The sequence below is a fragment of the Streptomyces sp. Je 1-4 4N24 genome (assembly GCF_026239515.1).
GTDB classification, from domain to species: Bacteria; Actinomycetota; Actinomycetes; order Streptomycetales; family Streptomycetaceae; genus Streptomyces; species Streptomyces nigrescens.
Genome location: NZ_CP110836.1, coordinates 4,042,411 through 4,065,452 on the forward strand (window position 1 = coordinate 4,042,411; position 23,042 = coordinate 4,065,452).

A 23,042-nucleotide genomic window follows, 5' to 3' on the forward strand; every position below is an offset into this window, starting at 1 on the left:
CGGTAGCTCTCAGGTAGGGGGTCGACTACACGGCGCGCTACCGCGGGGCCGGCCGGGGCCGGGCCCGGCGAGCGGGTCCCGGGCTCCCAACTGGCCTGCTGTCACACCCAGTCCTGGTTGCGCCTGTGGCGCCCGGAAAAGTCCTGCTGCGATACGCGGACAGCAGCGGGGAACTTTAAGGTGGCGCAGGCGATTCGGTCCGGGGTGGCACGTCGGGCAGTGACGCCGATTGTCGCAGTCATGATTCCCCCTAGTTAATACGTGCACGAACGGTGGTCGACCGTCGGTGCCATCAAGCATGAATTTATCCGGGGACGGCTTCACATCGTTATTGGCCTACTTTTCCGGGCGGTGGGCGGGCGCCGTGGACCATTCAGTCCGTCAGGCCGTGGCAGCGCGGCGGTGTCCGGCGGATGAACACCGGCACAACGACGCCCAGGATTCAGGAAGCGGTCTTCCCGGGGCGCCTTTCGGTCAGGGGGCTTTGATGTGCCGTCAGCGCGGTGCCCTCGGTCCGTCACCGTCCGCCCGGTCACCTCGCCCGGCGCCCGCAGCACACCCTCCCCCCATCGAGGGCGCTCCGCAACGGCGGTTCCCGGCCACCGGCCCGGCGCCCCGATGCCCTGTTCGGCAACAAAAATCACGGCGCGAAAGCCCGCAAACGTGGTGGAGTAGACCTCTGCCCCGGGCCTCGGCAGGAGCCACGCTCAGCGGTCGCGTTACGATCCCTATAGTGGCTGGATCACGGGCCTCGCGGGCCGTGCTACACGGGGGGTAACACAGCCATGCCAGAAGACCGTTCCATACCTCGCGCCATCAAATACTCGGTACTCAGGCCGCTCTTGGTCATCACCGGTAGTGGCCGGATCATAGGGGTCCACGGTCCCCGGCAGCGGACCATTCTCACGATGCTCATCCTCGCGTGGGGGCGTGTCGTATCGGTCGACAGCCTGGTCGACGCGGTATGGGGTGACGAACCTCCGGCCACGGCCAGGACGCAGGTGGCGATTTGCATCGGGGCGCTGCGAAAGTCCTTCAAACAGGCGGGCGTCGAGGGCGATGTCATTCTGACGACCCATCCCGGCTATCGCCTGGAGACCACGGGGAGCGATCTCGACGCCCTGCAGTTCACCTCACTCGTCACCGAGGCCGCCGCACAGGTCAAGCAGGGCCGCCACGAACAGGGCCGTGTCCTGTACCGGCAGGCGCTCGACCTGTGGAAGGGCCCCGCCCTCGCGGGGGTCACCGGGCGGCCGGTCGAGGACGAGGCGACCCGGCTCGACGAGCGGCGCTACGCGGCCTACGAGGCCTGGTCCGAGGTGGAACTCGCCCTGGGGCACCACCAGGAAATCATCTCCGAGCTGACCTCGATCGCGAACAGTTCCCCGCTGCACGAGCAGCTCCGGTACAACCTCATGCTCGCCCAGTACCGCGCCGGCCTCCGGGCCGAGGCGACCGAGGGTTTCCGGATGTGGCGGCGCAACTTCGTCGATGAACTGGGTCTCGAACCGAGCGTGGCAATAAAGGAATTGCACGCGTCCATTCTTCAGGACGACCCGGGTCTCACTCTTCCGGTGCAAGTCAAGCCCATGGTGGTGCCCGCCCAGCTTCCGCCGGACGTGGATCTGTTCCAGGGCCGTGCGGCGGAACTCGGAAAGCTCGACCGGCTGCTCGGGGAGAAGGCCCCGCGGATGGGACTCATCACCGGAGTGGCCGGCGTCGGCAAGACCGGCCTCATTGTGCACTGGGCCCATAACGTCGCCGGGGAATTCCCGGACGGCCAGCTGTATGCCGATCTGTCCCAGTACGACGGCAAGCAGCCGGAATTCGTGGCCGGCGCCCTGCTGGGGCGTTTTCTCCGGGCGCTCGGTGTGCCCGGGGACCAGATACCGTCCGACCCCGCCGAGCTCGCCTCGCTCTATCGCAGTGTGCTCGCCGACAGGAAAACGCTCATCGTGCTCGACAACGTTCGCACGATGAGCCACATCACGGCCCTCCTCCCGGGCACCGGCCGCAGCTGTGTCCTCGCGGCCAGCAGGGAGCAATTGGCGGCCGATTCCGGCACGGTCCGGGTCGACCTGGGGCTGATGACCGCGCACGAGTCCCAGACCCTGATCACCAAAATCGCCGGTGAGGGGCGGGCCACCTCGGAAAAGGCGGCGGTCAACGAACTCTGCCGGCTGTGCGACGGGCTTCCGCTCGCCCTGCGGATCGCGGCGGCCCGCCTGGTCGCCAAGCAGCACTGGTCCGTACAGCATCTGGTGGACCGGCTCCGCGACGAGCACCGCCGGCTCGATGAACTCAGCACCGGCGGCCTGGAGGTGCGCGCGAGCTTCGCCCTCAGCTACCGCGGCCTGACCGAGCAGACGGCCCGGATGTACCGCCTGCTGGGGCTGCTCGACGTGCCGGACTTCCCGGCATGGGTGGGCGGCGCGCTCCTCGATGTCTCGCCGGCCGAGGCCGAGGACATGATCGAGCGGCTGGTGGACGCCCATCTGCTCACCCCGATCGGCAGCGACGCCACCGGCACCATGCGCTACCGCTTCCACGATCTGCTGCGGCTGTACGCACGGGAGCGGGCCGAGTCCGACGAGGCCGAGGACAAGCGCCGCGCCGCGCTGCACCGGGTGTTCCGTACCTACCTCACGCTGGCCGAGCAGGGCCATATCCGGGAGTACGGCGGCGATTTCGCGATCATCCACGGGTCGACGCCGCGCCGGCACCTCGACGCCCCGCTCGTCGGCAGGCTCCTGGGATCGCCGCTCGACTGGTTCGAGGCCGAGCGCCCGTCCCTGGTGGCCTCGATCCTCCAGGCCTGCACGCTCCGGATGGAGGAGCTCGCCTGGGACCTGGCGATGTCCAGCGTGGTCCTCTTCGAGACGCGCAACTACTACGACGACTGGCGCGCCGTCAGCGAGAAGGCGCTGGAGGCGAACCGGAACGCGGGGAACATCCGCGGGGAGGCGGCGATGTGCTACGAACTCGCCTCCGTGGAGATGTTCCAGCAGCGCTTCGACTCCGCCACACCGCTGTTCACCAGGGCCTTCCAGCTCTTCGACAGTGTGCGGGAGGTGCACGGCCGGGCGCTGACGCTGCGGAACATGGCGATCACCGACCGGGTGCAGGGCGGCCTCCGGTCCGCCATGAGCCGGCTCGACGAGGCACGCAACACCTTCCGGGTCGTGGGCGACGCGTCCGCCGAGGCGCACACCCTGAACCAGATGTCACAGATCGAGCTGGAGTGGGGAAACCCGGACGCCGCGGTCCGGCTCTCGCTGGAGGCCGTGCGGATAGCCACCGCGCTCGGGGAGACCCGCGGTGCGGCCCAGGCCCTCAACCGGCTGGCCGCCGCCTATGTGAAGCAGGGCCGTTTCGACGCCGCCAAGCAGTCGTACGACGGGGTGCTGCGGATCGTGCGCAGCAAGGGCGACACCCGTGGTGAGGCGTATGCGCTGATGGGCATCGGGGAGACCCTGGTGGCGTCGGGCCAGTACGACGAGGCCGAGAGCATCCTGGCGGACGCCCTGGAGATAGCGGAGCGGGTCGACGACCTCTTCCTCCTCGCCAAGGTCCATCTGGCGCTCGGCAGCTGCAGCCAGCAGCTGAACCAGCTCACCCGGGCGAGCCAGCATCTGCTGATCGCGCGCAACACCTTCCACGAGATCGGTTCGGTGTGGGGGGAGTTGCAGGCGAGCGCGGACATCAGCCGGCTGTCGGCCGAGACCTGCGGGGGCCGGACGCTGCCGGGGCGCTGACCGGGGGGACAGCGGACGCGTCGTACCGATAACGCACGAAAAACGGTGCGCGGTAGCGTCCGCTGCCCTTCGAGCCGGCACCACCGAGAGGTTCAGATGACTGTGCGCGACGAGATCGCCGTCCCGGATGCCGACGGCAGCAACGAGTTGTTCGACTGGCTCGGCAGGATGCGGACCGGCCGTCCCGTGTGGCAGGAGGGGGACGGGCCGTATCACGTCTTCCGCTACGAGGACGTGCAGCAGGTCATCTCCGACCCGAAGACGTTCTCCAACGACTCCAGCCGTGTCATGCCCCATCTGAAGCCGCTGACCGAGGGCCACATCAACTCGATGGACCCGCCGGACCACGGCAAGCTGCGCCGGCTGGTCAATCAGGCCTTCACCCCGAAGACGGTGGCCGGGCTGGAGCCCCGTATCGCGTCCGTGACGAACGAGCTGCTGGCCGGGGTCGATGCGGAGCGGTTCGACCTGGTGGACGTGCTGACGTATCCGCTGCCGGTCATCGTCATCAGCGAGCTGCTGGGTGTGCCCGCCTCGGACCGTGACCTGTTCCGGGTGTGGGCGGACCGGTTCATCGCGCTCGGCGACCAGCCGATCGCGCCGGAGGACTTCGTCGCCACGTTCCAGGCCGCGACCCGTGAGATGGACGAGTATCTGCTGGGCCATTGCCGCAAGCGCCGGACGGACCCGAAGGACGACCTGATCAGCCGGCTGGCCACGGCCGAGATCGACGGCGAACGGCTCACCGACGATGAAGTCGTGAAATTCACCGGAATCCTCTTCCTGACCGGTCATCTCACGACGACGCTGCTGATCGGCAACGCCATGCAGTGCCTCGACAGCAACCCGGACGCTTATGCGGAACTCCGCGCCGACCGCTCCCTGATCCCGTCCGCCATCGAGGAAGTCCTGCGGTTCCGTTCTCCGTTCACCACGGTCAGCCGGGTCACCGTGACCGATGTCGAGGTGGGCGGCCATCTCATCCCGGCCGACCGCATGGTGACTCCGTGGGTGATTTCGGCGAATCACGACGAGGACCAGTTCCCGGACGCGCACCGCTTCGACATCCGGCGCACGCCCAACCGGCATGTCGCCTTCGGGCGCGGTGGACACTTCTGTGTGGGCGCGCCGCTGGCCCGGATGGAGGCGGAAGTGGCGCTCAATGCCCTGCTGGACACCTTCCGTGAGCTACGCGTCGACCACGGCCGCGACGTCGCCTATCACGCCCGCGGAATGTACGGCGCGAAGAATCTGCCGATGACGGCGCGACGCCGCTAATATAGATCGCTCCTTTCCCGATAACGAAGTAAAAGCCCACCTGTCTAACTTCTGTGCGTGAATCAGCCCACCCGCCCTTCTGAGGCCCGTTCACGAACAACAGGAGTCACAGCGTGATTAATTCAGTGGTCATTGTCGGCGGCGGCACTGCGGGATGGATGAGCGCCTCGTACCTGAAGGCGGCGTACGGTGACCGCATCAACGTCACTCTGGTTGAATCCGACCGCGTCGCGACCATCGGTGTCGGCGAAGCGACCTTCAGCACGGTCCGGCATTTCTTCGACTATCTCGGCCTGGACGAGCGCGAATGGATGCCGGAGTGCTCCGGCTCGTACAAGCTGGGAATCCGGTTCGAGAACTGGCGGGAGCCCGGGCACCACTTCTACCACCCCTTCGAGCGGCTGCGGACGTCCGACGGCTACACCCTCGCCGACTGGTGGCTGCAGGAGGGCGACCGCAGCCAGCCGTTCGACCGTTCCTGCTTCATCACGCCGGCGCTGTGCGAGGCCAAGCGCTCGCCGCGGCTGATGGACGGCTCCCTGTTCGCGGGCGGTCTCGACGGCTCGCTGGGCCGCTCGACGCTGGAGGAGCAGCGGGCCCAGTTCCCGTACGCGTACCACTTCGACGCGGCGCTGCTGGCGAAGTACCTGACCAAGTACGGCACCGACCGCGGTGTCCGCCATGTCGTCGACGACGTGACCCAGGTGGCCCGCGACGAGCGCGGCTGGATCAGCCATGTCGCCACCCGCGAGCACGGTGACCTCACCGGTGACCTGTTCATCGACTGCACCGGCTTCAAGGGCATGCTCATCAACGAGACCCTGGACGAGCCGTTCGAGTCCTTCCAGGACGTGCTGCCGAACAACCGCGCCGTCGCGCTGCGCGTACCGCAGGCCGACCAGGCCACGACCGGTATGAACCCGTACACCACCGCGACCGCGATGGACGCCGGCTGGATCTGGAACATCCCGCTGTTCGGGCGGAACGGCAACGGCTATGTGTACTCCGACGAGTTCTGCACCCCGGAGGAGGCGGAGCGCACCCTGCGCAACCACGTCGCCCCCGGCCAGGACGACCTGGAGGCCAACCACATCCGGATGCGCATCGGGCGCAACCGCCGCTCGTGGGTCAACAACTGTGTGGCGATCGGTCTGTCGAGCGCCTTCGTCGAGCCGCTGGAGTCCACCGGCATCTTCTTCATCCAGCACGGCATCGAGCAGCTGGTGAAGAACTTCCCGGACGCGAACTGGGACCCGGCGCTGGCCGACGACTACAACCACCGGGTCGCCGAGGTCCTGGACGGGGTCAAGGAGTTCCTGGTACTGCACTACAAGGCGGCGCAGCGCGAGGACACCCCGTACTGGAAGGAGGCGAAGACCCGCGCCCTTCCCGACGGGCTCGCCGAGCGCCTCGCGATCGGCTCCTCGCACCTGCTCGACGAGCGCACCATCTACCAGCCGTACCACGGCTTCGAGCAGTACTCGTGGATCACGATGATGCTGGGCCTGGGCCACGAGCCGAAGCGGCCGCGCCCCTCCCTCGCGCACATCGACCCGGCGAACGCGCGCGCCGAGCTCGCGCGGCTCAAGGCGGACGCGGACGAGCTGGTCGCCGCCCTGCCCAGCTGCTACGAGTACATCGCCTCCCTCAACAGCTGAGCCCCCGGGCTCACTTCAGCTGCCGACGCCCCTACCCCTGTCCCCCGGCGGGTACGGGCGTCGGCGCTTCACCCGCCTGCTCGGCCGGGAGTCCGGGGGCCGGTCCCCGGAACGGCCCGGCGCCCCAACCGGAGGACGACCTCACCATGGCTAGCCTTCCCCCACCCTCGTCCGCGCCGGACACGGCCACCCGCCCGGTGCCGGCCGACGGCTTCCGCTCCCTGATGGGCGCCTTCCCCACCGGCGTCGCCGTGATCACCACGTACGGGACGGACGACCGGCCCCGCGGGCTGACGTGCAGTTCGCTGTCGAGCGTGACCACCGCGCCGCCGACCCTCTCCGTCTGGCTGACCAGCCGGGGAGAGACCCTGGGCGCGCTGCGCGAGTACGGCGCCTTCGCGGTGAACCTCCTGCACGACCGGGGGCAGCGGGCCGGTGAGGTGTTCGCGCACCCGGTCGCGGACCGGTTCTCCCAGGTCGGCTGGCGGCGCTCGCCGGAGGCCGGGCTGCCGTGGCTGGCCGACGACGCCTTCGCGGTCGCCGAGTGCCGGGTGACGAAGCTGGTCGAGGTGAGCGACCACACCCTCGTGGTGGGCGCGGTCACCGGTGTCACCCAGGACGCCGGGACCCCGCTGCTGTACGGGGTGCGGCGCTTCGCCTCCTGGCCGGGCGGCGAGGCACCCGCCGCGCCGCTCGCCCTCGGCACCCCCGTGTCGTCATGCTGAAGGTCATCGCAGGCGTCGTCCTGCTGCTCGGCGCCTTAGGGCTGTGGTGGGGCCGGCTGGGCTCCGGGGGCTCGTCGACCGAGGTCGACACGACGGCCAGGTTCCTGCTCGCCGTCATGGTGATCATTCTGCTCAGCCATCTGCTGGGAGCGCTGCTGGGCCGGCTCGGCCAGCCGCTGGTGATCGGTGAGATCCTCGGCGGCCTGCTGCTCGGCCCCTCGCTGCTGGGCTGGGTGTGGCCGTCCGGGCAGGCCTGGCTGCTCTCCGCCGATGTCGTCTCCGCCCTCAACACGGTGGCCCAGCTCGGGCTGATCGTCTTCATGTTCCTGCTCGGCTGCGAGCTGCGCATGGAGAGCCCCAAGAAGGCCGTCGGCTCGCTCGGGGTGAGCGTGCTCGGCGCGATGGGTCTGCCGTTCGTGGCCGGGCTCGCCCTCGCGGCGGCGGCCCCCGCCATGCTGCGCGGCTCGACCCCGCACGACTTCGGCTACCTCTGCTTCTTCGGGCTGGCCATATCGGTGACCGCGCTGCCGGTGCTCGCCAGGATCCTCACCGATCTGCGTCTGGACCGCTCCCCCGTCGGGCAGTTCGCGCTGGCCAGTGCGGCGGTGGGCGACGGTATCGCCTGGCTCGCGCTGACCGTCATCCTCGCGGCGACCGGGTCCGGTGACGCCACCGACATGGGCAGCACGATCGCGCTGGTGGTGGCCCTGGTGGTGTTCACCGCGCTGGTCGTGCGTCCGCTGCTGGCGACCGTGGTGCAGCGGGCGGAGGAACGGCCCGGCAAGGGGACACTGCTGCCGCTGCTGCTGGTCGGCGCCATCAGCTATGCCGTGCTGACGCATCTGCTGGGGCTGCACGCGGTCATCGGGGCGTTCCTGTTCGGTACGGCGGTCCCCCGCGACTCGGCGGTCACCCACCGGATGAACCAGCAGCTGCAGGGCTTCACCCTGACGGTGCTGCTGCCGCTGTTCTTCGCCGGGGTGGGGCTCAATGTCTCGGTCGGGGCGCTGGGGCGGGACCCGTGGCACTGGCTGGTTCTCGCCGGGGTCATCGTCGTGGCGACCCTGACCAAGATCGTCGGTGCGGGCGGCGCCGCCCGGGCGATGGGCTACCCGCCGAAGGAGTCGTTGCGCTTCGGCGCGCTGATGAACTGCCGCGGGGTCACCGAACTCGTGGTCGCCGGGATCGGCTGGCAACGCCATCTGATCAGCACGACGGGCCTGACGGTGCTGGTCCTCATGGCGGTCGGCACCACCGCGATGACCGGGCCGCTGCTCAAGCTGCTGGGGACGGAACCGCCGGAGCCCCCGCCCGGGGAGACCGATGACTCCCCGGTCGCCGTCCCGCAGGAGGCGCCGCTCCGGGCGGACGTCTGAGCCGGGCTCCGGGCGGACGCCTGAAGCCGGCGTTCTCCCGGTCCGCCGAATATCTCCGGCCCGTGCAATACGAGTATCGCCCGTGGTCGGCGGCACGATATCTGGCCAATAAGCCGCCGACCTAGCGTCTTGTTCGCTCATGGGACAGCACCGAGTAATGACAACCGGCAGGGCCATTAGGGAGGTTGCGGTGTGATGGCTGCGGACCGCGTATTCTGGCAAAGAGTTCTCGGCGGCGGGTTCACCCCTTTGCCCCGGTGGTCGAGGATTCCGGCGGACCTGCCTGCCGTGCGTCGCACCGCGATACCCGCCGGCACCGCACAGGCACTGCTTCGCCTTTCGGAACAGAGGGGTCTTTCGGAACGGCCGGATCTTTCGGAAGGGCCGGGCCTTTCTCCGGACACCCTGCTGCTGGCCGCTTATGTCCGCGTCCTGGCGGCGGTGACGGGCGACTCTTCCGTGGTGACCGGATATCTGCCCGAAGACGGCCCGGAGAAAAGCCCGTTGCCCCTGTGGGCCGCGCTTTCCGGGGGCTCGTGGGAAGAACTCGTCACCGAGGTCGCACAGCTGGCGGACGAGGTCCGGCGGCATGCGCCGCAGGCCCTGGACGAGCTGCGCGCCGAGACCGGCCGGACGGAGCCGCTGTTCGACACCGTCCTGGTCGCCGGCCGGGCGCCCGGCCCCGAGGACCTGACGGACGGCACCGTGCTCGCCGCCGGCCTCGCCCGGACCGGGGACGGGCTGGAACTGGTGCTGAGCCACCGCCCCGACGCCCTGGACGGCGAGCAGGCCGACCGGTTCGCGGGCTATCTGCTCGCCGCGCTGCGCGAGCCGGCCGAGCGGCCCGGGGCGGACCACCAGGAGTGGAGCCCGGTGCCGGAGCGGGAGGTCGCACAGCAGCTGGCCGAGTTCGCGGGCCCGCGGCGGGAGCTGCCCGACCGCCGGGTGCACGAACTCTTCGAGGACCAGGTGCGGTTGCGCCCGGACGACATCGCCGCCGTCCACGGCACCGAGTCCTGGACCTACCGGGAGCTCAACGAGCGCGCCAACCGCGTCGCCCACGCGCTGCGCCACGGCGGGCTGCGCGACGAGGACGTCGTCGCGGTGGTCACCGAACGCACCCTCCCCTGGCTGGTCGCCGTGCTGGCCGTGTTCAAGGCCGGCGGTGTCTATCTGCCGGTGGAGCCGCACTTCCCGGCCGACCGGATCAGCGGCATGCTGGTGCGCGCCGACTGCCGCCGGGTGCTGACCGAGCGGGACGCGTCCCCGGGCCTGACCGAGGCGCTGACCGGGCTGCCCGGCGTGCGCGCGGATCATCTGGACACTCTGCTCGCCGAGGACCACCCGGTCACCGACCCCGGCATCCCGGTGGCCGCCGGCCAGAGCGCGTACATCTACTTCACCTCCGGTTCGACCGGTGCGCCCAAGGGCGCCGTATGCGAGCACGCGGGCTTCCTCAACCATCTCCTCGCCAAGATCGACGATTTGGAGATCACCGAGGGCCGGGTGGTCGCCCAGACCGCGCCGCAGTGCTTCGACATCTCCCTGTGGCAGCTGGTGGCCGCACTGGCCGTCGGCGGACGCACCCTCATCATCGGGCAGCCGGACATCCTGGACACCGCGCGCTTCATCGAGACGCTCGACACCGGCGGTGTCGAGGTCCTCCAGGCCGTGCCCTCCTATCTCGAAGTGGTCCTGACGGAGCTGGAGCGCAGCCCCCGCGCGCTGCCCCGGCTGCGCCATGTGTCGGCGACCGGTGAGGCGCTCAAGAAGGAGCTGGTGGAGCGCTGGTTCGCCATGTTCCCCGATGTCGCGCTGGTCAATGCGTACGGCCTGACCGAGACCTCGGACGACACCAACCACGAGGTGATGCGCCGGGTGCCCGAACAGGCCTCGGTGCCGCTGGGCAGGCCGGTCGCCAATGTGCGGATCCATGTGGTCGACGAGCGGCTGCGCCTGGTGCCGCTCGGCTCCCCGGGCGAGATCCTGTTCTCCGGCGTCTGCGTCGGACGGGGTTACGTCAACGACGAGGAGCGCACCAAGGCCGCGTTCATGCCCGACCCGCTGCTGCCCGGTGAACGCATGTACCGCTCCGGCGACTTCGGGCGGTGGCTGCCGGACGGGCGGCTGGAGTTCCTCGGCCGCCGGGACGCCCAGGTCAAGATCCGGGGCTTCCGGATCGAGATCGGCGAGGTCGAGAACCAGCTGCTCCGGGTGGACGGGGTGCGGGACAGCGCCGTCGTCGTCACCGGCGAGGGCGAGAGCCGGCAGCTGGTGGCCTTCCACAGCGGCGAGGAACTGTCCGAGGCCACGCTCCTGGAGTCGCTCGGCGCGGCGCTGCCCAGCTATATGATCCCCAGCCGGTTCCGCCGGCTCGATGTGCTGCCGCTCACCGCCAACGGCAAGATCGACCGCAAGGCGCTGACCCGGCTCGCCGGGCAGGAGGAGTCCGCGGGCGACGGCGTGGAGCTGCGCAGCGACACCGAGCGGCGGCTCGCGGAGCTGTGGTCCCAGGTCCTGAAGGTGCCGGCCGGCCGGATCGGCCGTGCCTCCCATTTCTTCGACAGTGGCGGGACCTCGCTGTCCATGCTGCGGCTGGCGATCGCGCTCGACCGTGTGGTGACGCCCGTCGAACTCCAGCAGCACCCGGTTCTCGCGGAATGTGCGGCGTTGCTCGACCGCCGGGCCGCCGAGGCTCCGAACCCAGGAAGGCAGCCAGTTGACAGCCACGTTTGACGGTACGGCCGTCCCCGAAACCCTCGGTGACGGCGCCGAGTTGATCCTCGGCGAAGGCCGCACCCCGGTCCTCGGGGTGACCGGTCCGGACCTCCCCGGCGAGACCGTGCGCGCCCTGCTCGGCCGGTACGGCGCCCTGCTCGTCCGGGGCCTGGGCCTGGCGGCGCCCGCCGATCTGGGCCGGGCCGCGCAGGCGCTCGGGGTGACGCCGATGACCGAGCGGGAGGGCTTCACCGGCCGGACCGACTTCGGCGACGGTGTGTACGGCGCCTCGGAGTGGCCGGCCGACGAGCCGATGTGCATGCACCACGAGCGCAGTTACGGCGACGAGGTGCCCGGTATCGCCCTGTTCGGCTGTCTGACGGCACCCCGTACCGGCGGCGCGACCGCCGTGGCCGACGCCCGGACGGTGCTGGCGAAGCTGCCCGCCGACCTCGTGGAGCGCTTCGCCCGCGACGGCTGGCGGCTGGCCCGCACCTACCGTGACATCGGCGTGAGCTGGGCCGAGTCGTTCGGCACCCAGGACGCCGCGCAGGTCGACGCGTACTGCCGTGCGCACGCCCTGGACCACGAGTGGCTGCCGGACGGCGCGCTGCGCACCGTCCAGCACCGCGCGGCGGTGGTGCGCCACCCCGCGACCGGTGAGCGGCTCTGGTTCAACCAGATCGCCTTCCTCAACGAGCTGACCATGGACCCGGCGGTGCGGGAGTACCTGGTGTCCCTGTACGGGCCCGGCTCCCTGCCGTTCACCACCTTCCACGGCGACGGCGAGCCCGTCACGGCGCAGGTCGTCGAGACCATCAACGAGGTGTACACGGCGGCGACCGTGCGGGAGCCGTGGCAGGCGGGCGATCTGCTCGTGGTCGACAACCTGCGGATGGCGCACAGCCGCGAGGCCTACGAGGGCGACCGCGAGATCGTGGCGCTCTTCGGCGACCCGGTGCGCCTCGACGGGCATGTCCGGCCCTCCGCCACCTAGGAGGCCGGGCCGCCCGGAAGACACCCGCAGGTCCCTCTTCTCTTCTACGGTTCCACGGAGCTTCACATGCCCCAGCAGCACGCTGCGCCTTCGTTCTCCGTCATCTCCGGAGCCCAGGTGCACCGGGTCCTCGACGCGCACCACCAGGGCGTCGTCGACCTGATCGAGACGGCCTACCGGCTGCACGGCGGAGGCGAGACGGTGAACCCGCCGTCGTACTTCCTCCGCTTCCCCGACCGCCCGACCTCCCGGATCATCGCGCTGCCCGCCTCGATCGGCGGTGAACTGCCCACGGACGGCCTGAAGTGGATCTCCAGCTTCCCGGAGAACGTGGCGGCCGGTATCCCGCGCGCCTCGGCGGTGCTCATCCTCAACGACCATGACACCGGCTACCCGCTGGCGTGTCTGGAGAGCTCCATCATCAGCGCCGCGCGCACCGCGGCCTCCGCGGCGCTCGCCGCCGACCGGATCAGCGCCGCGCGCGGCGGCCGGCCGGCCCGGATCGGGTTCTTCGGCGTCGGTCTGATCGCCCGCTACATCCACACCTATCTGGCGCGCACCGGCTGGCAGTTCGACGAGATCGGGGTGCACGATCTGTCGGCGGCGCACGCGGGCGGCTTCGCCGACTACCTGCGCCAGTCCGGCGAGTCCGGCACGGTCACCGTGCACGGCTCCGCCGAGGAGCTGATCCGCTCCTGCGACCTGGTGGTCTTCGCCACCGTCGCCGGCACCCCGCATGTCACCGAGCCCGGCTGGTTCGCGCACAACCCGCTGGTGCTGCATGTCTCGCTGCGCGATCTGTCGCCCGAGGTGGTGCTCGGCGCGGCCAACATCGTGGACGACGTGGAGCACTGCCTGAAGGCGGACACCTCGGTGCACCTGGCGGAACAGCGGGTGGGCCACCGGGACTTCCTCGACGGCACGCTCCACGACGTCCTGACGGGGAAGGTGCAGCCGCCGGCCGACCGGCCGGTGATCTTCTCCCCGTTCGGCCTGGGGGTGCTGGACCTGGCACTCGGCAGGCATGTCTATGAATCCGTGAAGGAATCGGGCGAGCTGCGGGTCGTCGACGATTTCTTCCACGAGATGCGCCGTTACGGCTAGGGCGGGAGGCACCCGTGCCGACTATTTCGGCTCCGCAGGAATTCAACGAGGAAGACCTGTACGTCGATCTCGACGCCGTACTCGGTATACCGCTCCACCTCAAGTGCGAGGGCTTCAACTTCACCGGATCGGTGAAGCAGAAGGCCGCGCTGGAAATGGTCGAGGCCGCGGAGGAGGCCGGGACGCTGTCCCCCGGTTCGATCCTGGTGGAATCCTCGTCCGGCAACCTGGGCGTCGCGCTGAGCGTCATCGCGGCCAGCAAGGGCTACCGCTTCGTCTGTGTCACCGACTCCCGGTGCAATCTGGCCTCCAAGCGTCTGATGGAGGCCCTGGGCGCCACCGTCCACACGATCGCGGAGCCCGCCGCCGACGGGGGCTTCCTCGGTGCGCGGATCGCCTACGTACGGCAGCTGTGCGAGGAGGACGGGCGGTACGTCTGGCTCAACCAGTACGTCAACCCCGCGAACTGGCGGGCGCATTACCGGTACACGGCTCCCGGCATCCACCGGAGCTACCCGGAGCTGGATGTCCTCTTCGTCGGGGCGGGGACCACCGGGACCCTCATGGGCTGCGCCCGCTGGTACAGGGAGCACCGGCCCGAGGTCCGCATCGTGGCCGTCGACAGTGTCGGCTCCGTCGCCTTCGGCCACCCGCCGTCGCCCCGGATGATCCCGGGCCTGGGGTCCGGGGTCCGTCCGCCGCTGCTGGACGAGGACTACGTCGACGAGGTGCTGCTGGTACCGGAGCCGGACACCGTGCGCATGTGCCACCGGCTGGCCGGGCGCGGCTTTCTGTTCGGCGGCTCCACCGGGACGGTCGTCAGCGGCGCCGACCGGTGGCTGACGGAGCACGGCAGACCGGCGGGGCTCTCCTCGGTCGCCATCTCGCCCGATATGGGCGAGCGCTATCTCGACACCGTTTACCACACCAACTGGGTGCAGGGCGTCTACGGCGAGGACACGCTCGGGCCCGCGCACCCCAGTCATGAGACGAGAGAGGCAATACGATGACCAACCCGTTCGAGGACACCGAGGGCCGCTACCTGGCCCTGGTCAACGACGAGGGCCAGTACTCCCTCTGGCCGGCGTTCGCCGAGGTCCCGGACGGCTGGAAGGCCGCCCTGCCCGAGACCGGCCGCGCCGAGGCCCTGGAGTACATCGCCGCACAGTGGACCGATATGCGTCCGCTGAGTCTCGTCCGTGCGATGGAGGACGCCGCCGGCACCCCGAAGGCGGCCTCCTGATGACCGTGACACTCGATACCGGGGCCGCGGCGCGGGTCGCGTCGCTGACCCCGGACGAATCCGTGGACGCGGAACAGGCCGCCCGCCGGGTGATGGCGTCCGGCGGTGCCCTGGTCGACAGCGCCGGCTGGGTCGATGCGGCGCGTTCCGGCTGGCCGGAGCTGCCGCTCGGGCTGCGCCGGCCGCTGCACGAGTTCCGGCGCGACTCCGGGCGCAGCGGAGTGCTGCTGCTGCGCGGCCTTCCGGTGGACGAGGCCGCGCTGCCCGACACCCCGTCCGGCGCCGGCTCCGTGCAGCGTGCGGGCTCGGTCTCCGCCGCGATGCTGACCATGGTGGCCTGTGGTCTCGGCGATCCGGCAGCCTTCCGGCCGGAGAAGACCGGCGCCCTGGTCCAGGACGTGGTGCCGGTACCGGGGAAGGAGGAGTTCCAGGGGAACGCGGGCTCGGTCCTGCTGACCTTCCACAACGAGAACGCCTTCCATCCGCACCGCCCCGACTTCGTCATGCTGCTGTGCCTGCGGGCCGACCACGAGAAGGCCGCCGCGCTGCGCACCGCCGGTATCCGCGGGGCGATGCCGCTGCTGAGCGAGGAGACCCGGGCGGCGCTGGCCGCACCGGAGTTCGTCACCGCTCCCCCGCCGTCCTTCGGCGGGTCGGACGGCGGCACCGCACCACACCCGGTGATCTTCGGGGCGCCCGAGGACCCGGATCTGCGGATCGACTTCGCGGCCACCCGGCCGGTCACCGACCGGGCGCGCCGGGCGATGGACGAGCTCGGGGACGCCTTCGAGCGGACCGGCCAGAGCACGGTGCTGGCCCCGGGCGATCTGGCGATCGTGGACAACCGGGTCACCACCCACGGGCGCAGCGCCTTCCGGCCGCGCTACGACGGCCGCGACCGCTGGCTCCAGCGCACCTTCGTCCTCACCGATCTGCGCCGCTCCCGCGGATCCCGGTCCGGAGACGGTTACGTCCTTGACTGACAGCCTCCGTACCGCAACTCCCGAAAGGACCTGGAGCCCATGACCCCTGCCATCCGGATCGAGAATCTGGCGAAGAACTTCGGCAGGACGGCGGCGATCCGGGGGGTCAGCCTGGAGGTTCCGGCCGGCCGGGTGCTCGGGCTGCTGGGCCCCAACGGCGCCGGCAAGACCACGCTGGTGCGCATGGTCGCCACGCTCGTCCGACCCGACAGCGGGCGCATCCTGGTGCACGGGCACGACGTCGTGCGCGAGGCCGCCCGGGTGCGCCCGCTGATCGGACTCACCGGCCAGTACGCCTCGGTGGACGAGGACATCTCGGGCTGGGAGAACCTCTATCTCATCGCCCGGCTGTTCAACCTGCGCGGACGCAGGGCCCGCGCCCGCGCCGACGAGATGCTGGAACGCTTCAGTCTGACCGAGGCCGGCAAACGGCCCGTCGGCGGCTACTCGGGCGGGATGCGCCGCCGCCTCGACCTGGCGGCCAGCCTCACCGGCGACCCCCGCGTCCTGGTCCTCGACGAACCGACCACGGGCCTCGATCCGCACAGCCGCAACAGCCTCTGGGCGGAGGTGAACCGGCTCGCCGAACAGGGCACCACCGTGCTCCTCACCACCCAGTACATGGAGGAGGCGGAGGCGCTCGCCGACTCCCTGGTGGTGATCGACAGCGGCCGGGTCATCGCGTCCGGCTCCACCGCCGAGCTGCGGGCGCGCCTGGGCGGCCAGATGCTGCGCATCCAGCCGGAGGAGCCCGGCGACCTGGCACTGATCTGGCAGGTCCTGGTGGCCGCGGGCCACACCGAGGCCACCGTCATGGCGGACGAGGGCGGCCGGGGCACCGGACGGCTCCAGCTGCCGCTGACCGGCGGCGGAAGCCAGCTCACCGCGGTCGTCAGAGCCCTCGGCGAAGCGGACATTCCGCTCGCCTCACTGCACACCCACATTCCGAGCCTTGACGAGGTCTTCCTCAAGCTCACCGGACCCGCGGCCAGGGAACCCGTCGCCGCTAGGAGCGCGGCATGAGTGCACTGGTACGTCATTCGCTGGCGCTGTCGCGCCGCAATCTGCGCAAGTCGCTGGCCAGTCCGGGGCAGGTGCTGGACACCGCGCTGATGCCGGTGGTCCTGTCCGTGATCTTCATCTATGCCTTCGGCGGCGCCATCGCCGGGAACAGCGCGGACTACCGGCAGTATCTGATGCCCGGCATCATGGCGCTGAACCACACCATCGTCTCCCGCACCGCGGGCATCGCCCTCAACACCGATTTCTCCTCCGGGGTGATGGACCGCTACCGGTCCATGCCCGTCGCCCGCTCCGCCGTACTCATCGGCCGGGTCTCGGCGGACTCGGTACGGCTGCTGATCAGCCAGCTGGCGGTGTTCGCCTTCGCCCTGCTCATCGGCTTCCGCGCGGACAACGGCCTGCTGCCCACCATCGCCGCCTTCGGTCTGCTGCTCCTGTACGGGATCGCACTGTGCTGGGTGAACGCCTTCATCGGCCTGGCCGCCCGGAGCATCGACACGGTGCAGAGCGTGTCCACGATCGCCATGCTGCCGCTGCAGTTCGGCAGTTCGGTGTTCGTCGCACCGGACACCATGCCCAGCTGGCTGCGGATCTTCGTGGAGAACAACCCGATGACCCAGGTCGTCGACGCCTCCCGCAACCTGATGATCGGCGGCCCGGTCGCGGCGCCCGCCCAGGGCGCGCTGCTGTGGATCGCCGGGCTGATCGCGGTGTTCGTGCCGCTGTCGGTGTGGAAGTACCGGTCTCGGGTCTGACCGGGCCGCGCGGGGGGGGGCCGTCGCCGGCCTGACACCGGCGACGGCCCGTCCGCACAGGGATTACTTGCCGTCCCCGCCCTGCGGCTGCGGCTCGCGGGGTGCCTCCGGGGGCATGGGCCCGCCGTCGTGCTTGCCGCCGTCCGCCTCCAACTCCGCCGGGTGCCGGAACGGGACTCCGCGCCAGCCTTCGGCGTCGGGCGTGCGCGTCTCATACGTCTCGACAGCCAAGGCGCTCATCTACCAGCCTCCTCTTTCGTAAGGGGCCATGCCGCCGTACGGTCGAGGGCATGACCCGTAGGCCGCGGAGGTTTTCCTCCGCGGTTGGTCACCCGTCCCGGCGCTCACCTGTCCAGGGTTTTGGACGCCGGGGCGGGAGTCACTGCCCCTCGTGCTCGGGGTGGTTCCTGAGTTCGATGTTCAGGTCAACAACCTTGCTCTTGTCGCCCCGTGCCTCTGCCAACTGCCGCTCGTTTACCAGCGCCTGGCAGATATCGCACTCTGCCGCGGGCTTCGGGGCGGGCCGGGGTTCGCCGAGCTGTACGGGTGGGGTCAGACTGCCGGACACGACCACTCCTCTCCGTAGTGATTCCACTACCAGGAGTCCTCAGCGTGGCCTAGAGTCAGGGGCCATTCAACGTGTCACTTGCGGACGGAAGGACAGTGAAGGCCCTTTGAATCGCAACGACTTGAACCCTGACGCCTCCCCTGAAGCGGCCTACGGAGCACGTTTACGCAGCCTGCGAGAGGCGCGCGGCTGGACTCAAGAGGACCTGGCCGAACGCGCGGAATATTCGAGCGTGCATGTTTCGGCCGTCGAAAATGGTCGGAAACCTCCAACTCTCCGATTCGCGCGTAGCGTGGACCGTGTCTTCGACCTTGAGGGCACACCGGACTCGTTCGAGCGTGAGTACCGCGAGATCAAGCACGGCAGCCTGTTGGAGGGGTTCCCGGAGTACGTCGGGTACGAGGGCCGGGCGGTAGAGATCCGGCTGTTTCAGATCGGGCTGATCCCCGGCTTGTTGCAGACACCGGAGTACGCGCGGACGGTGGCCGACGGCGATGTGCAGCGTGGGGCCATCACGCCCGAACAAGCTGAAGAGCGGGTCTCCTTCCTCGCGGAGAGGCAAGCCGCGCTGGTGCGGTCCCGGCCTCCCATGGTGCTTGTGGTGATGGATGAGAGCTGTCTCCGTCACGAGATCGGTGGTGCCGAGGTCATGGAAGGTCAGCTCCGGCGATTGGCCGAAGTCGCTTCCCTCCCCAACTGGGTACTGCAAGTGGCACCCTTCGACATAGGAGCAAGGCGGGCGTTCAACCTGCCGGTGAACCTCCTCACTCTGGCTGACAGGTCCGTGGTCGCGTATGCCGAGTCTCAGGCACGGGGGCACCTGGAGCGCGAAGGCACAGCCGTGCTGCCCATGCTGACGGCATACCATCAGTTGCAGGCCGAAGCGTTGTCGCAGGCGACGTCTGTGGCAATGATCGAGCAGTTGCGAAAGGGCATCCCGTGACGACCGAATCCCCCCGCTGGTTCAAGTCCTCCTACAGCAGCAACGGCGGCGACTGCATCGAGGTTGCCGCCACTGGCACCGGCGCTGTCCCCGTCCGCGACAGCAAGGACCCCAACGGCCCGGCGCTCACCTTCTCCGCGAACGGCTGGTCGTCGTTCGTCGCTGCCGTCAAGGGTGGGGAGATCCCCGCCTGAGCCCGCAGCAGACCCTGAGTAACCGGCCCTCGCCAAGCGGCGGGGGCCGTTGTCATGGGGCCGCTCGGTCACCAGTGCCGAGGGGTAGCCAAATGGCTTGGCAGCATCGCAGCCCAGTTGACCTGCATTCCGGCCTGTCGGTACCTGGGGGTTGCCAGGAAGGGCCAGCGACGGAGAGCAGCAGCGCGCCGACGCCCGTGGCAAGGAGCGGCAGTCGGCAGAGGCCGATCCGTGCGGGCCAGGTACCGCATCGGCTGCGGTGCGGAGGAGAAGAGATATTTCGGGGGTGCCCCGACGGCGGAACCAGGCGAGGGCGCCGGGCCGGCCGCCCGTTGCGACGGGATCGCCTGGTCTGACATCGCCCCGCTGCTACTACGCATCGAGGTGCGACATCAGCCGGGCCGCCTTCCTGGATCCGGGTGTGGACAGACCCCCGCCGTACGAGGAAATCCCCTGCTCAGCAAGCGAAATGGCTTCAATTCCCTCCTCTCCTACACGGAGTCCGCGCAGCATGGCCAGCTGGAACGGGAACGCACCTCCGTAGTACCCCTGTTGACCGCCTACCATCAGTTGCAGGCCGAAGCTCTCTCACAGGCGGCATCCGTGGCCATGATCGAGCAGCTACGAAAGGGCACCCCGTGACGACCGAATCCCCCCGCTGGTTCAAGTCCTCATACAGCGACAACGGCGGCGACTGCATCGAGGTTGCCGCCACTGGCACCGGCGCTGTCCCCGTCCGCGACAGCAAGGACCCCAACGGCCCGGCGCTCACCTTCTCCGCGAACGGCTGGTCGTCGTTCGTCGCTGCCGTCAAGGGTGGGGAGATCCCCGCCTGAGCCCGCAGCAGACCCTGAGTATCCGGCCCTCGTCTCTGGTACGCGAAGACGGCGGCCCGGGCGCGACGTCCGGGCGGAGTCCGACGATGCGCCGGACCGCTTCCTCGCCCCTGACCGCCTCCCCGATCCTCGCTCATGGCCTCGTCGCGTCGTCCTCGTCAGCAGTGTCACCCGGCGCCGGGGCGCAGCGCATCAGCCCAGCAGCGGCTTGATGCGCCGCGGGCGAGTTACCCGTCGAGGTAGAGCAGCGCGGTGATCGTCTTCTTGCACACGTCGCAGTGCATCGGCGCCTCGATGCTCGCCAGGTCGCACTCGATGGATGTGATGCGGTCCACCGCTCCGGTTTCGACCTCGCCCCGCCAGGCGTCATTCCAGCGTTCGGTGTTCTCCTGGAGCCGCGAGACGTAGCCGCGGGTCATCTCGTAGAACGCCCGGACGCCGTGCTCCTTCATGTAGCCCCAGTTGAACTCCAGGCTCTTAAGCACGACGGGGAATGGATGCAGCGACTGGGTGCGTCCCCAGGTCTCCAGTACGTCCTCGACGTCGAGCCTGCCGGCCCGCTCGTCCAGGACGGTCCACATGCCCTGGGCGTCGTAGTCGCCGAGCACCTGGTCGAGGATCCCGGCGCAGCGGCGCAGGTTCGCCTTCTTCGCCTGAAAGACCCGGGCGGCCTCGGTGCGCGCCTCGCCCGTGGGTTCCTTGCGGGCCTTGCTGATCGCACGGGTTAACTCCGTGCTGAGAGCCGCCTCGTCACACAGTGAGTCTCCGAAGCTGAGCCACGGGTCCGGAAACCCGCGCTCGGCCGTGACCTCGAAGATCCGATCGCCTTGCGTTCCCATCCGCTCCTCCTCGAAAGTCGGCAGCGGGCAGGGCCCGCTACGCGTCAACTGGATGGTGCGCACCGCCGCGCGAGTTCCGCGGCAGCCTGATCGAGCGGGACCTGGACCTGCTCGCCGCTGTCCATGTCCCGCAGCGTGACCGTACCGGCGTCTCGCTCGGCCTTGCCGTAGATCACGCAGAAGCGGGCCCCCTGGTCGCTGGCCCACTTCATCTGCTTGGCGAACTTCCCACTGGATCCGAGGTAGACACCCGTTCGAACCCCGGCGCGCCGGATTTCGGCCGCCAGCCGGAAGCTGTCCGCAGACTGGTCCTCGCCCATGACCGTGACGGCCACGTCAATCTGCGAGTAGCTGTCCTGGTCGGCCTGATTCAGCAGCGGCAGGATGCGCTCGATGCCCAGCGAACCGCCACAGGCGGGCGAGTCCTTACCCCCGAGCCGACCGATGAGCCCGTCATACCGGCCACCCGAGGCGATCGAGCCCGGCATACCCGGTGCCACGACCTCGAAGATGATCCCCGTGTAGTAGTCCAAGCCGCGCACCAGGTTTGGCGTGAACCCGATTCGCTCAGCGGGGATCGCGTCCTTCGTCAACTCCAACAGCCGGTCCACCTCCGACAGGCCCGCCTGACCCATCTCGCTGGACTTCAGCTCACCCCGGATCCGCTCGACCGCATCCGACGAGGTGAGGTCATCCACCAGGCCCTGCGCCACCTCGGACGACAGCCCACGGTTGGACACCAGCTCGGCGACGACGGCCTCCGGCGAGAGCTTGTCGAGCTTGTCGAGCGTGATCAGCACACCGGAGCCGAGGTGCTCGGGGACCTTGTATGCCTCCAGCAGACCGAACAGCACATGCCGGGAGTTCACCAGGAACCGGAACTCCGGCACCCCGAGCGCATCCAGTGCGTCGTGCAGGGCGAGGACGACTTCGGCGTCGGACAGCGGGGAGGAGGAGCCGACGATGTCCAGGTCGCACTGCACGAACTCGCGGAAGCGTCCCTTGCCCGGGCGGTCGGCGCGCCACACCGGAGCGATGGCGTACCGCTTGTACGGGGAGGGGAGCTGGCTGCCGTAGGCCGCCGCCGCGCGCGCCAGGGGCACCGTGAGGTCGTAGCGGAGAGCAAGATCAGCCTCGCCGGTCGCCTCATGCTCGCCGCGGCGGAGGATCTTGAAGATCAGCTTGTCGCCCTCGTCGCCGTACTTGCCGGTGAGGACGTCCAGCCGCTCGAACGCCGGCGTCTGCAGGGGCTGAAAGCCGTAGCGGCCGAACACTTCCCGGATTGTCGCGAACGCGCGTTCCCGCCTCTCATGCTCGGCGGCGAGGAAATCGCGGGTGCCGGACGCGGGCTCAAACTGCTTCAACGAGGCCATACGGCCATAGTCCCGGAAGCCGGGTGCCGCAGGCAAAACGCATCGGCGCGGAAGCAGTGGCCGCAGCTCGGGCGGCATACGACCGCCTGCGCGCCGACGCACTGTCACGTGATGAATCGCTAGCCCTCATTCAGCACGCCATGAAGGAGTGCGCCCATGAGCACCACTCCCGATCTCTCCGCCGTGGAGTGGGTCAAGAGCAGCTACAGCCAGGGGAACGGCGGAGACTGCATCGAATGGGCCCCCGCGTTCGCAGCCTCCGGCGTCGTCCCCGTCCGTGACAGCAAGGACCCGCACGGCCCCTCGCTCACCTTCGAGACAGCCGCTTGGTCGTCGTTCGTCACCGCCGTCAAGGGCGAGGAGTTCCCCGCCTGACTCCCGAGCAGCCCCCAAGTGAGCGGCCCTCGCCACGCGGCGAGGGCCGTTGTCACGTCGGCACGCCGAGTAGCGACCGCGGCCCCACCTGAACTGACCTGCGTATCTGCGCCACGACACGGCATGTCAGTGCCGGGGGGACGAGAAGGGCTAGCGACCCGTACCCCGATGCGGCCCGGTTCGCAGGAGTCGGCTGTCTCGACCACTACGCATCGAGGTGCGATATCAGCGGGGCCGCTTTCCTGAATCCGGGTCCCGACAGACCCCTGCCATACGCGGAAAAACCCCAGCTCAGCAAG

At 69.5% G+C, this 23,042-nt stretch carries 21 protein-coding genes and 1 pseudogene; 18 read left to right on the forward strand and 4 right to left on the reverse strand.

Going from position 1 to position 23,042, the window contains the following annotated elements; genetic code table 11:
• Positions 1-785 precede the first annotated feature (785 nt).
• From SLV14N_RS17395 to SLV14N_RS17455, 13 genes are all read left to right on the forward strand, one after another.
• Complete coding sequence (locus tag SLV14N_RS17395) at positions 786-3,755, forward strand: BTAD domain-containing putative transcriptional regulator (protein WP_259670384.1); 2,970 nt, start codon at positions 786-788, stop codon at positions 3,753-3,755.
• A 96-nt stretch (positions 3,756-3,851) separates the two neighbouring features.
• Positions 3,852-5,033 carry a cytochrome P450 gene (locus SLV14N_RS17400; protein WP_208681849.1) on the forward strand — a complete coding sequence of 394 codons (1,182 nt, stop codon included), beginning with the start codon at positions 3,852-3,854 and terminating at the stop codon, positions 5,031-5,033.
• 113 nt (positions 5,034-5,146) lie between these two features.
• Positions 5,147-6,691: a tryptophan halogenase family protein gene (locus tag SLV14N_RS17405; RefSeq protein ID WP_263270013.1), complete on the forward strand. Its 1,545-nt coding sequence runs from the start codon at positions 5,147-5,149 to the stop codon at positions 6,689-6,691.
• A gap of 146 nt (positions 6,692-6,837) precedes the next feature.
• Positions 6,838-7,416, forward strand: coding sequence for a flavin reductase family protein (locus SLV14N_RS17410; RefSeq protein WP_263270014.1), 579 nt, complete (start codon positions 6,838-6,840; stop codon positions 7,414-7,416).
• On the forward strand, positions 7,410-8,792 hold the full coding sequence (locus SLV14N_RS17415) for a cation:proton antiporter (RefSeq protein ID WP_263270015.1): 1,383 nt from the start codon (positions 7,410-7,412) through the stop codon (positions 8,790-8,792). The genes SLV14N_RS17410 and SLV14N_RS17415 overlap by 7 nt, the downstream gene beginning before the upstream one ends.
• A 441-nt stretch (positions 8,793-9,233) precedes the next feature.
• Positions 9,234-11,528 carry an amino acid adenylation domain-containing protein gene (locus SLV14N_RS17420; protein WP_263270017.1) on the forward strand — a complete coding sequence of 765 codons (2,295 nt, stop codon included), beginning with the start codon at positions 9,234-9,236 and terminating at the stop codon, positions 11,526-11,528.
• Positions 11,512-12,507, forward strand: coding sequence for a TauD/TfdA family dioxygenase (locus SLV14N_RS17425; RefSeq protein WP_263270018.1), 996 nt, complete (start codon positions 11,512-11,514; stop codon positions 12,505-12,507). The genes SLV14N_RS17420 and SLV14N_RS17425 overlap by 17 nt, the downstream gene beginning before the upstream one ends.
• Before the next feature lie 66 nt (positions 12,508-12,573).
• Positions 12,574-13,611, forward strand: coding sequence for a 2,3-diaminopropionate biosynthesis protein SbnB (gene sbnB, locus SLV14N_RS17430; RefSeq protein ID WP_263270019.1), 1,038 nt, complete (start codon positions 12,574-12,576; stop codon positions 13,609-13,611).
• 14 nt (positions 13,612-13,625) lie between these two features.
• Entirely contained in the window at positions 13,626-14,621 is a 996-nt protein-coding gene (gene sbnA / locus SLV14N_RS17435) for a 2,3-diaminopropionate biosynthesis protein SbnA (protein ID WP_208681861.1), read from the forward strand.
• Positions 14,618-14,854 carry an MbtH family protein gene (locus SLV14N_RS17440; protein WP_208681863.1) on the forward strand — a complete coding sequence of 79 codons (237 nt, stop codon included), beginning with the start codon at positions 14,618-14,620 and terminating at the stop codon, positions 14,852-14,854. Before sbnA ends, SLV14N_RS17440 begins: the two co-directional genes overlap by 4 nt.
• Positions 14,854-15,837 (forward strand): clavaminate synthase family protein, encoded by a 984-nt coding sequence (locus tag SLV14N_RS17445; RefSeq protein ID WP_263270020.1) that lies wholly within the window; start codon positions 14,854-14,856, stop codon positions 15,835-15,837. Before SLV14N_RS17440 ends, SLV14N_RS17445 begins: the two co-directional genes overlap by 1 nt.
• A 39-nt stretch (positions 15,838-15,876) precedes the next feature.
• On the forward strand, positions 15,877-16,860 hold the full coding sequence (locus SLV14N_RS17450; RefSeq protein WP_263270021.1) for an ATP-binding cassette domain-containing protein: 984 nt from the start codon (positions 15,877-15,879) through the stop codon (positions 16,858-16,860).
• On the forward strand, positions 16,857-17,615 hold the full coding sequence (locus SLV14N_RS17455) for an ABC transporter permease (RefSeq protein ID WP_208681870.1): 759 nt from the start codon (positions 16,857-16,859) through the stop codon (positions 17,613-17,615). Before SLV14N_RS17450 ends, SLV14N_RS17455 begins: the two co-directional genes overlap by 4 nt.
• A 63-nt stretch (positions 17,616-17,678) precedes the next feature.
• Here the strand turns inward: SLV14N_RS17455 and SLV14N_RS17460 are convergent, their stop codons facing one another.
• The gene (locus SLV14N_RS17460) at positions 17,679-17,855 is read right to left on the reverse strand and encodes a hypothetical protein (RefSeq protein ID WP_208681873.1); all 177 of its coding nucleotides are present in this window, start codon (positions 17,853-17,855) and stop codon (positions 17,679-17,681) included.
• Positions 17,856-17,994: 139 nt separating this feature from the next.
• Positions 17,995-18,183 carry a hypothetical protein gene (locus SLV14N_RS17465; RefSeq protein ID WP_202444385.1) on the reverse strand — a complete coding sequence of 63 codons (189 nt, stop codon included), beginning with the start codon at positions 18,181-18,183 and terminating at the stop codon, positions 17,995-17,997.
• Positions 18,184-18,289: 106 nt separating this feature from the next.
• Here SLV14N_RS17465 and SLV14N_RS17470 point away from each other — a divergent pair, with 106 nt between their 5' ends.
• The 4 genes and pseudogenes from SLV14N_RS17470 (at position 18,290) to SLV14N_RS17485 (ending at position 20,156) form a co-directional block, all read left to right on the forward strand.
• Positions 18,290-19,126, forward strand: coding sequence for a helix-turn-helix transcriptional regulator (locus SLV14N_RS17470; protein WP_263270022.1), 837 nt, complete (start codon positions 18,290-18,292; stop codon positions 19,124-19,126).
• Positions 19,123-19,320, forward strand: a complete 198-nt coding sequence (locus tag SLV14N_RS17475; RefSeq protein ID WP_263270023.1) for a DUF397 domain-containing protein — start codon at positions 19,123-19,125, stop codon at positions 19,318-19,320. The genes SLV14N_RS17470 and SLV14N_RS17475 overlap by 4 nt, the downstream gene beginning before the upstream one ends.
• 480 nt (positions 19,321-19,800) lie before the next feature.
• Positions 19,801-19,962 (forward strand): annotated as a pseudogene (locus tag SLV14N_RS17480) (transcriptional regulator); the annotation flags it as partial.
• Complete coding sequence (locus SLV14N_RS17485) at positions 19,959-20,156, forward strand: DUF397 domain-containing protein (RefSeq protein ID WP_263270024.1); 198 nt, start codon at positions 19,959-19,961, stop codon at positions 20,154-20,156. The pseudogene SLV14N_RS17480 and the gene SLV14N_RS17485, both read left to right, overlap by 4 nt.
• Before the next feature lie 227 nt (positions 20,157-20,383).
• Here SLV14N_RS17485 and SLV14N_RS17490 read toward each other — a convergent pair whose 3' ends face one another.
• Together SLV14N_RS17490 and hisS are read right to left on the reverse strand one after the other, a co-directional pair.
• Positions 20,384-20,995: a hypothetical protein gene (locus SLV14N_RS17490; protein WP_263270026.1), complete on the reverse strand. Its 612-nt coding sequence runs from the start codon at positions 20,993-20,995 to the stop codon at positions 20,384-20,386.
• 44 nt (positions 20,996-21,039) lie between these two features.
• Positions 21,040-22,446: a histidine--tRNA ligase gene (gene hisS, locus SLV14N_RS17495; protein ID WP_263270028.1), complete on the reverse strand. Its 1,407-nt coding sequence runs from the start codon at positions 22,444-22,446 to the stop codon at positions 21,040-21,042.
• Positions 22,447-22,524: 78 nt separating this feature from the next.
• On the opposite strand from hisS, the gene SLV14N_RS17500 reads away from it, so the two are divergent.
• Positions 22,525-22,743 carry a DUF397 domain-containing protein gene (locus tag SLV14N_RS17500; RefSeq protein ID WP_263270030.1) on the forward strand — a complete coding sequence of 73 codons (219 nt, stop codon included), beginning with the start codon at positions 22,525-22,527 and terminating at the stop codon, positions 22,741-22,743.
• Positions 22,744-23,042 lie beyond the last annotated feature (299 nt).

Bases quoted from the DNA above. Each gene is read 5' to 3' on its own strand.
- SLV14N_RS17395 (WP_259670384.1), top strand. From the start codon at position 786: ATGCCAGAAGACCGTTCCATACCTCGCGCCATCAAATACTCGGTACTC.
- SLV14N_RS17400 (WP_208681849.1), top strand. From the start codon at position 3,852: ATGACTGTGCGCGACGAGATCGCCGTCCCGGATGCCGACGGCAGCAAC.
- SLV14N_RS17410 (WP_263270014.1), top strand. From the start codon at position 6,838: ATGGCTAGCCTTCCCCCACCCTCGTCCGCGCCGGACACGGCCACCCGC.
- SLV14N_RS17415 (WP_263270015.1), top strand. From the start codon at position 7,410: ATGCTGAAGGTCATCGCAGGCGTCGTCCTGCTGCTCGGCGCCTTAGGG.
- sbnB (WP_263270019.1), top strand. From the start codon at position 12,574: ATGCCCCAGCAGCACGCTGCGCCTTCGTTCTCCGTCATCTCCGGAGCC.
- SLV14N_RS17440 (WP_208681863.1), top strand. From the start codon at position 14,618: ATGACCAACCCGTTCGAGGACACCGAGGGCCGCTACCTGGCCCTGGTC.
- SLV14N_RS17445 (WP_263270020.1), top strand. From the start codon at position 14,854: ATGACCGTGACACTCGATACCGGGGCCGCGGCGCGGGTCGCGTCGCTG.
- SLV14N_RS17450 (WP_263270021.1), top strand. From the start codon at position 15,877: ATGACCCCTGCCATCCGGATCGAGAATCTGGCGAAGAACTTCGGCAGG.
- SLV14N_RS17455 (WP_208681870.1), top strand. From the start codon at position 16,857: ATGAGTGCACTGGTACGTCATTCGCTGGCGCTGTCGCGCCGCAATCTG.
- SLV14N_RS17460 (WP_208681873.1), bottom strand. From the start codon at position 17,855: ATGAGCGCCTTGGCTGTCGAGACGTATGAGACGCGCACGCCCGACGCC.
- SLV14N_RS17490 (WP_263270026.1), bottom strand. From the start codon at position 20,995: ATGGGAACGCAAGGCGATCGGATCTTCGAGGTCACGGCCGAGCGCGGG.
- hisS (WP_263270028.1), bottom strand. From the start codon at position 22,446: ATGCCGCCCGAGCTGCGGCCACTGCTTCCGCGCCGATGCGTTTTGCCT.
- SLV14N_RS17500 (WP_263270030.1), top strand. From the start codon at position 22,525: ATGAGCACCACTCCCGATCTCTCCGCCGTGGAGTGGGTCAAGAGCAGC.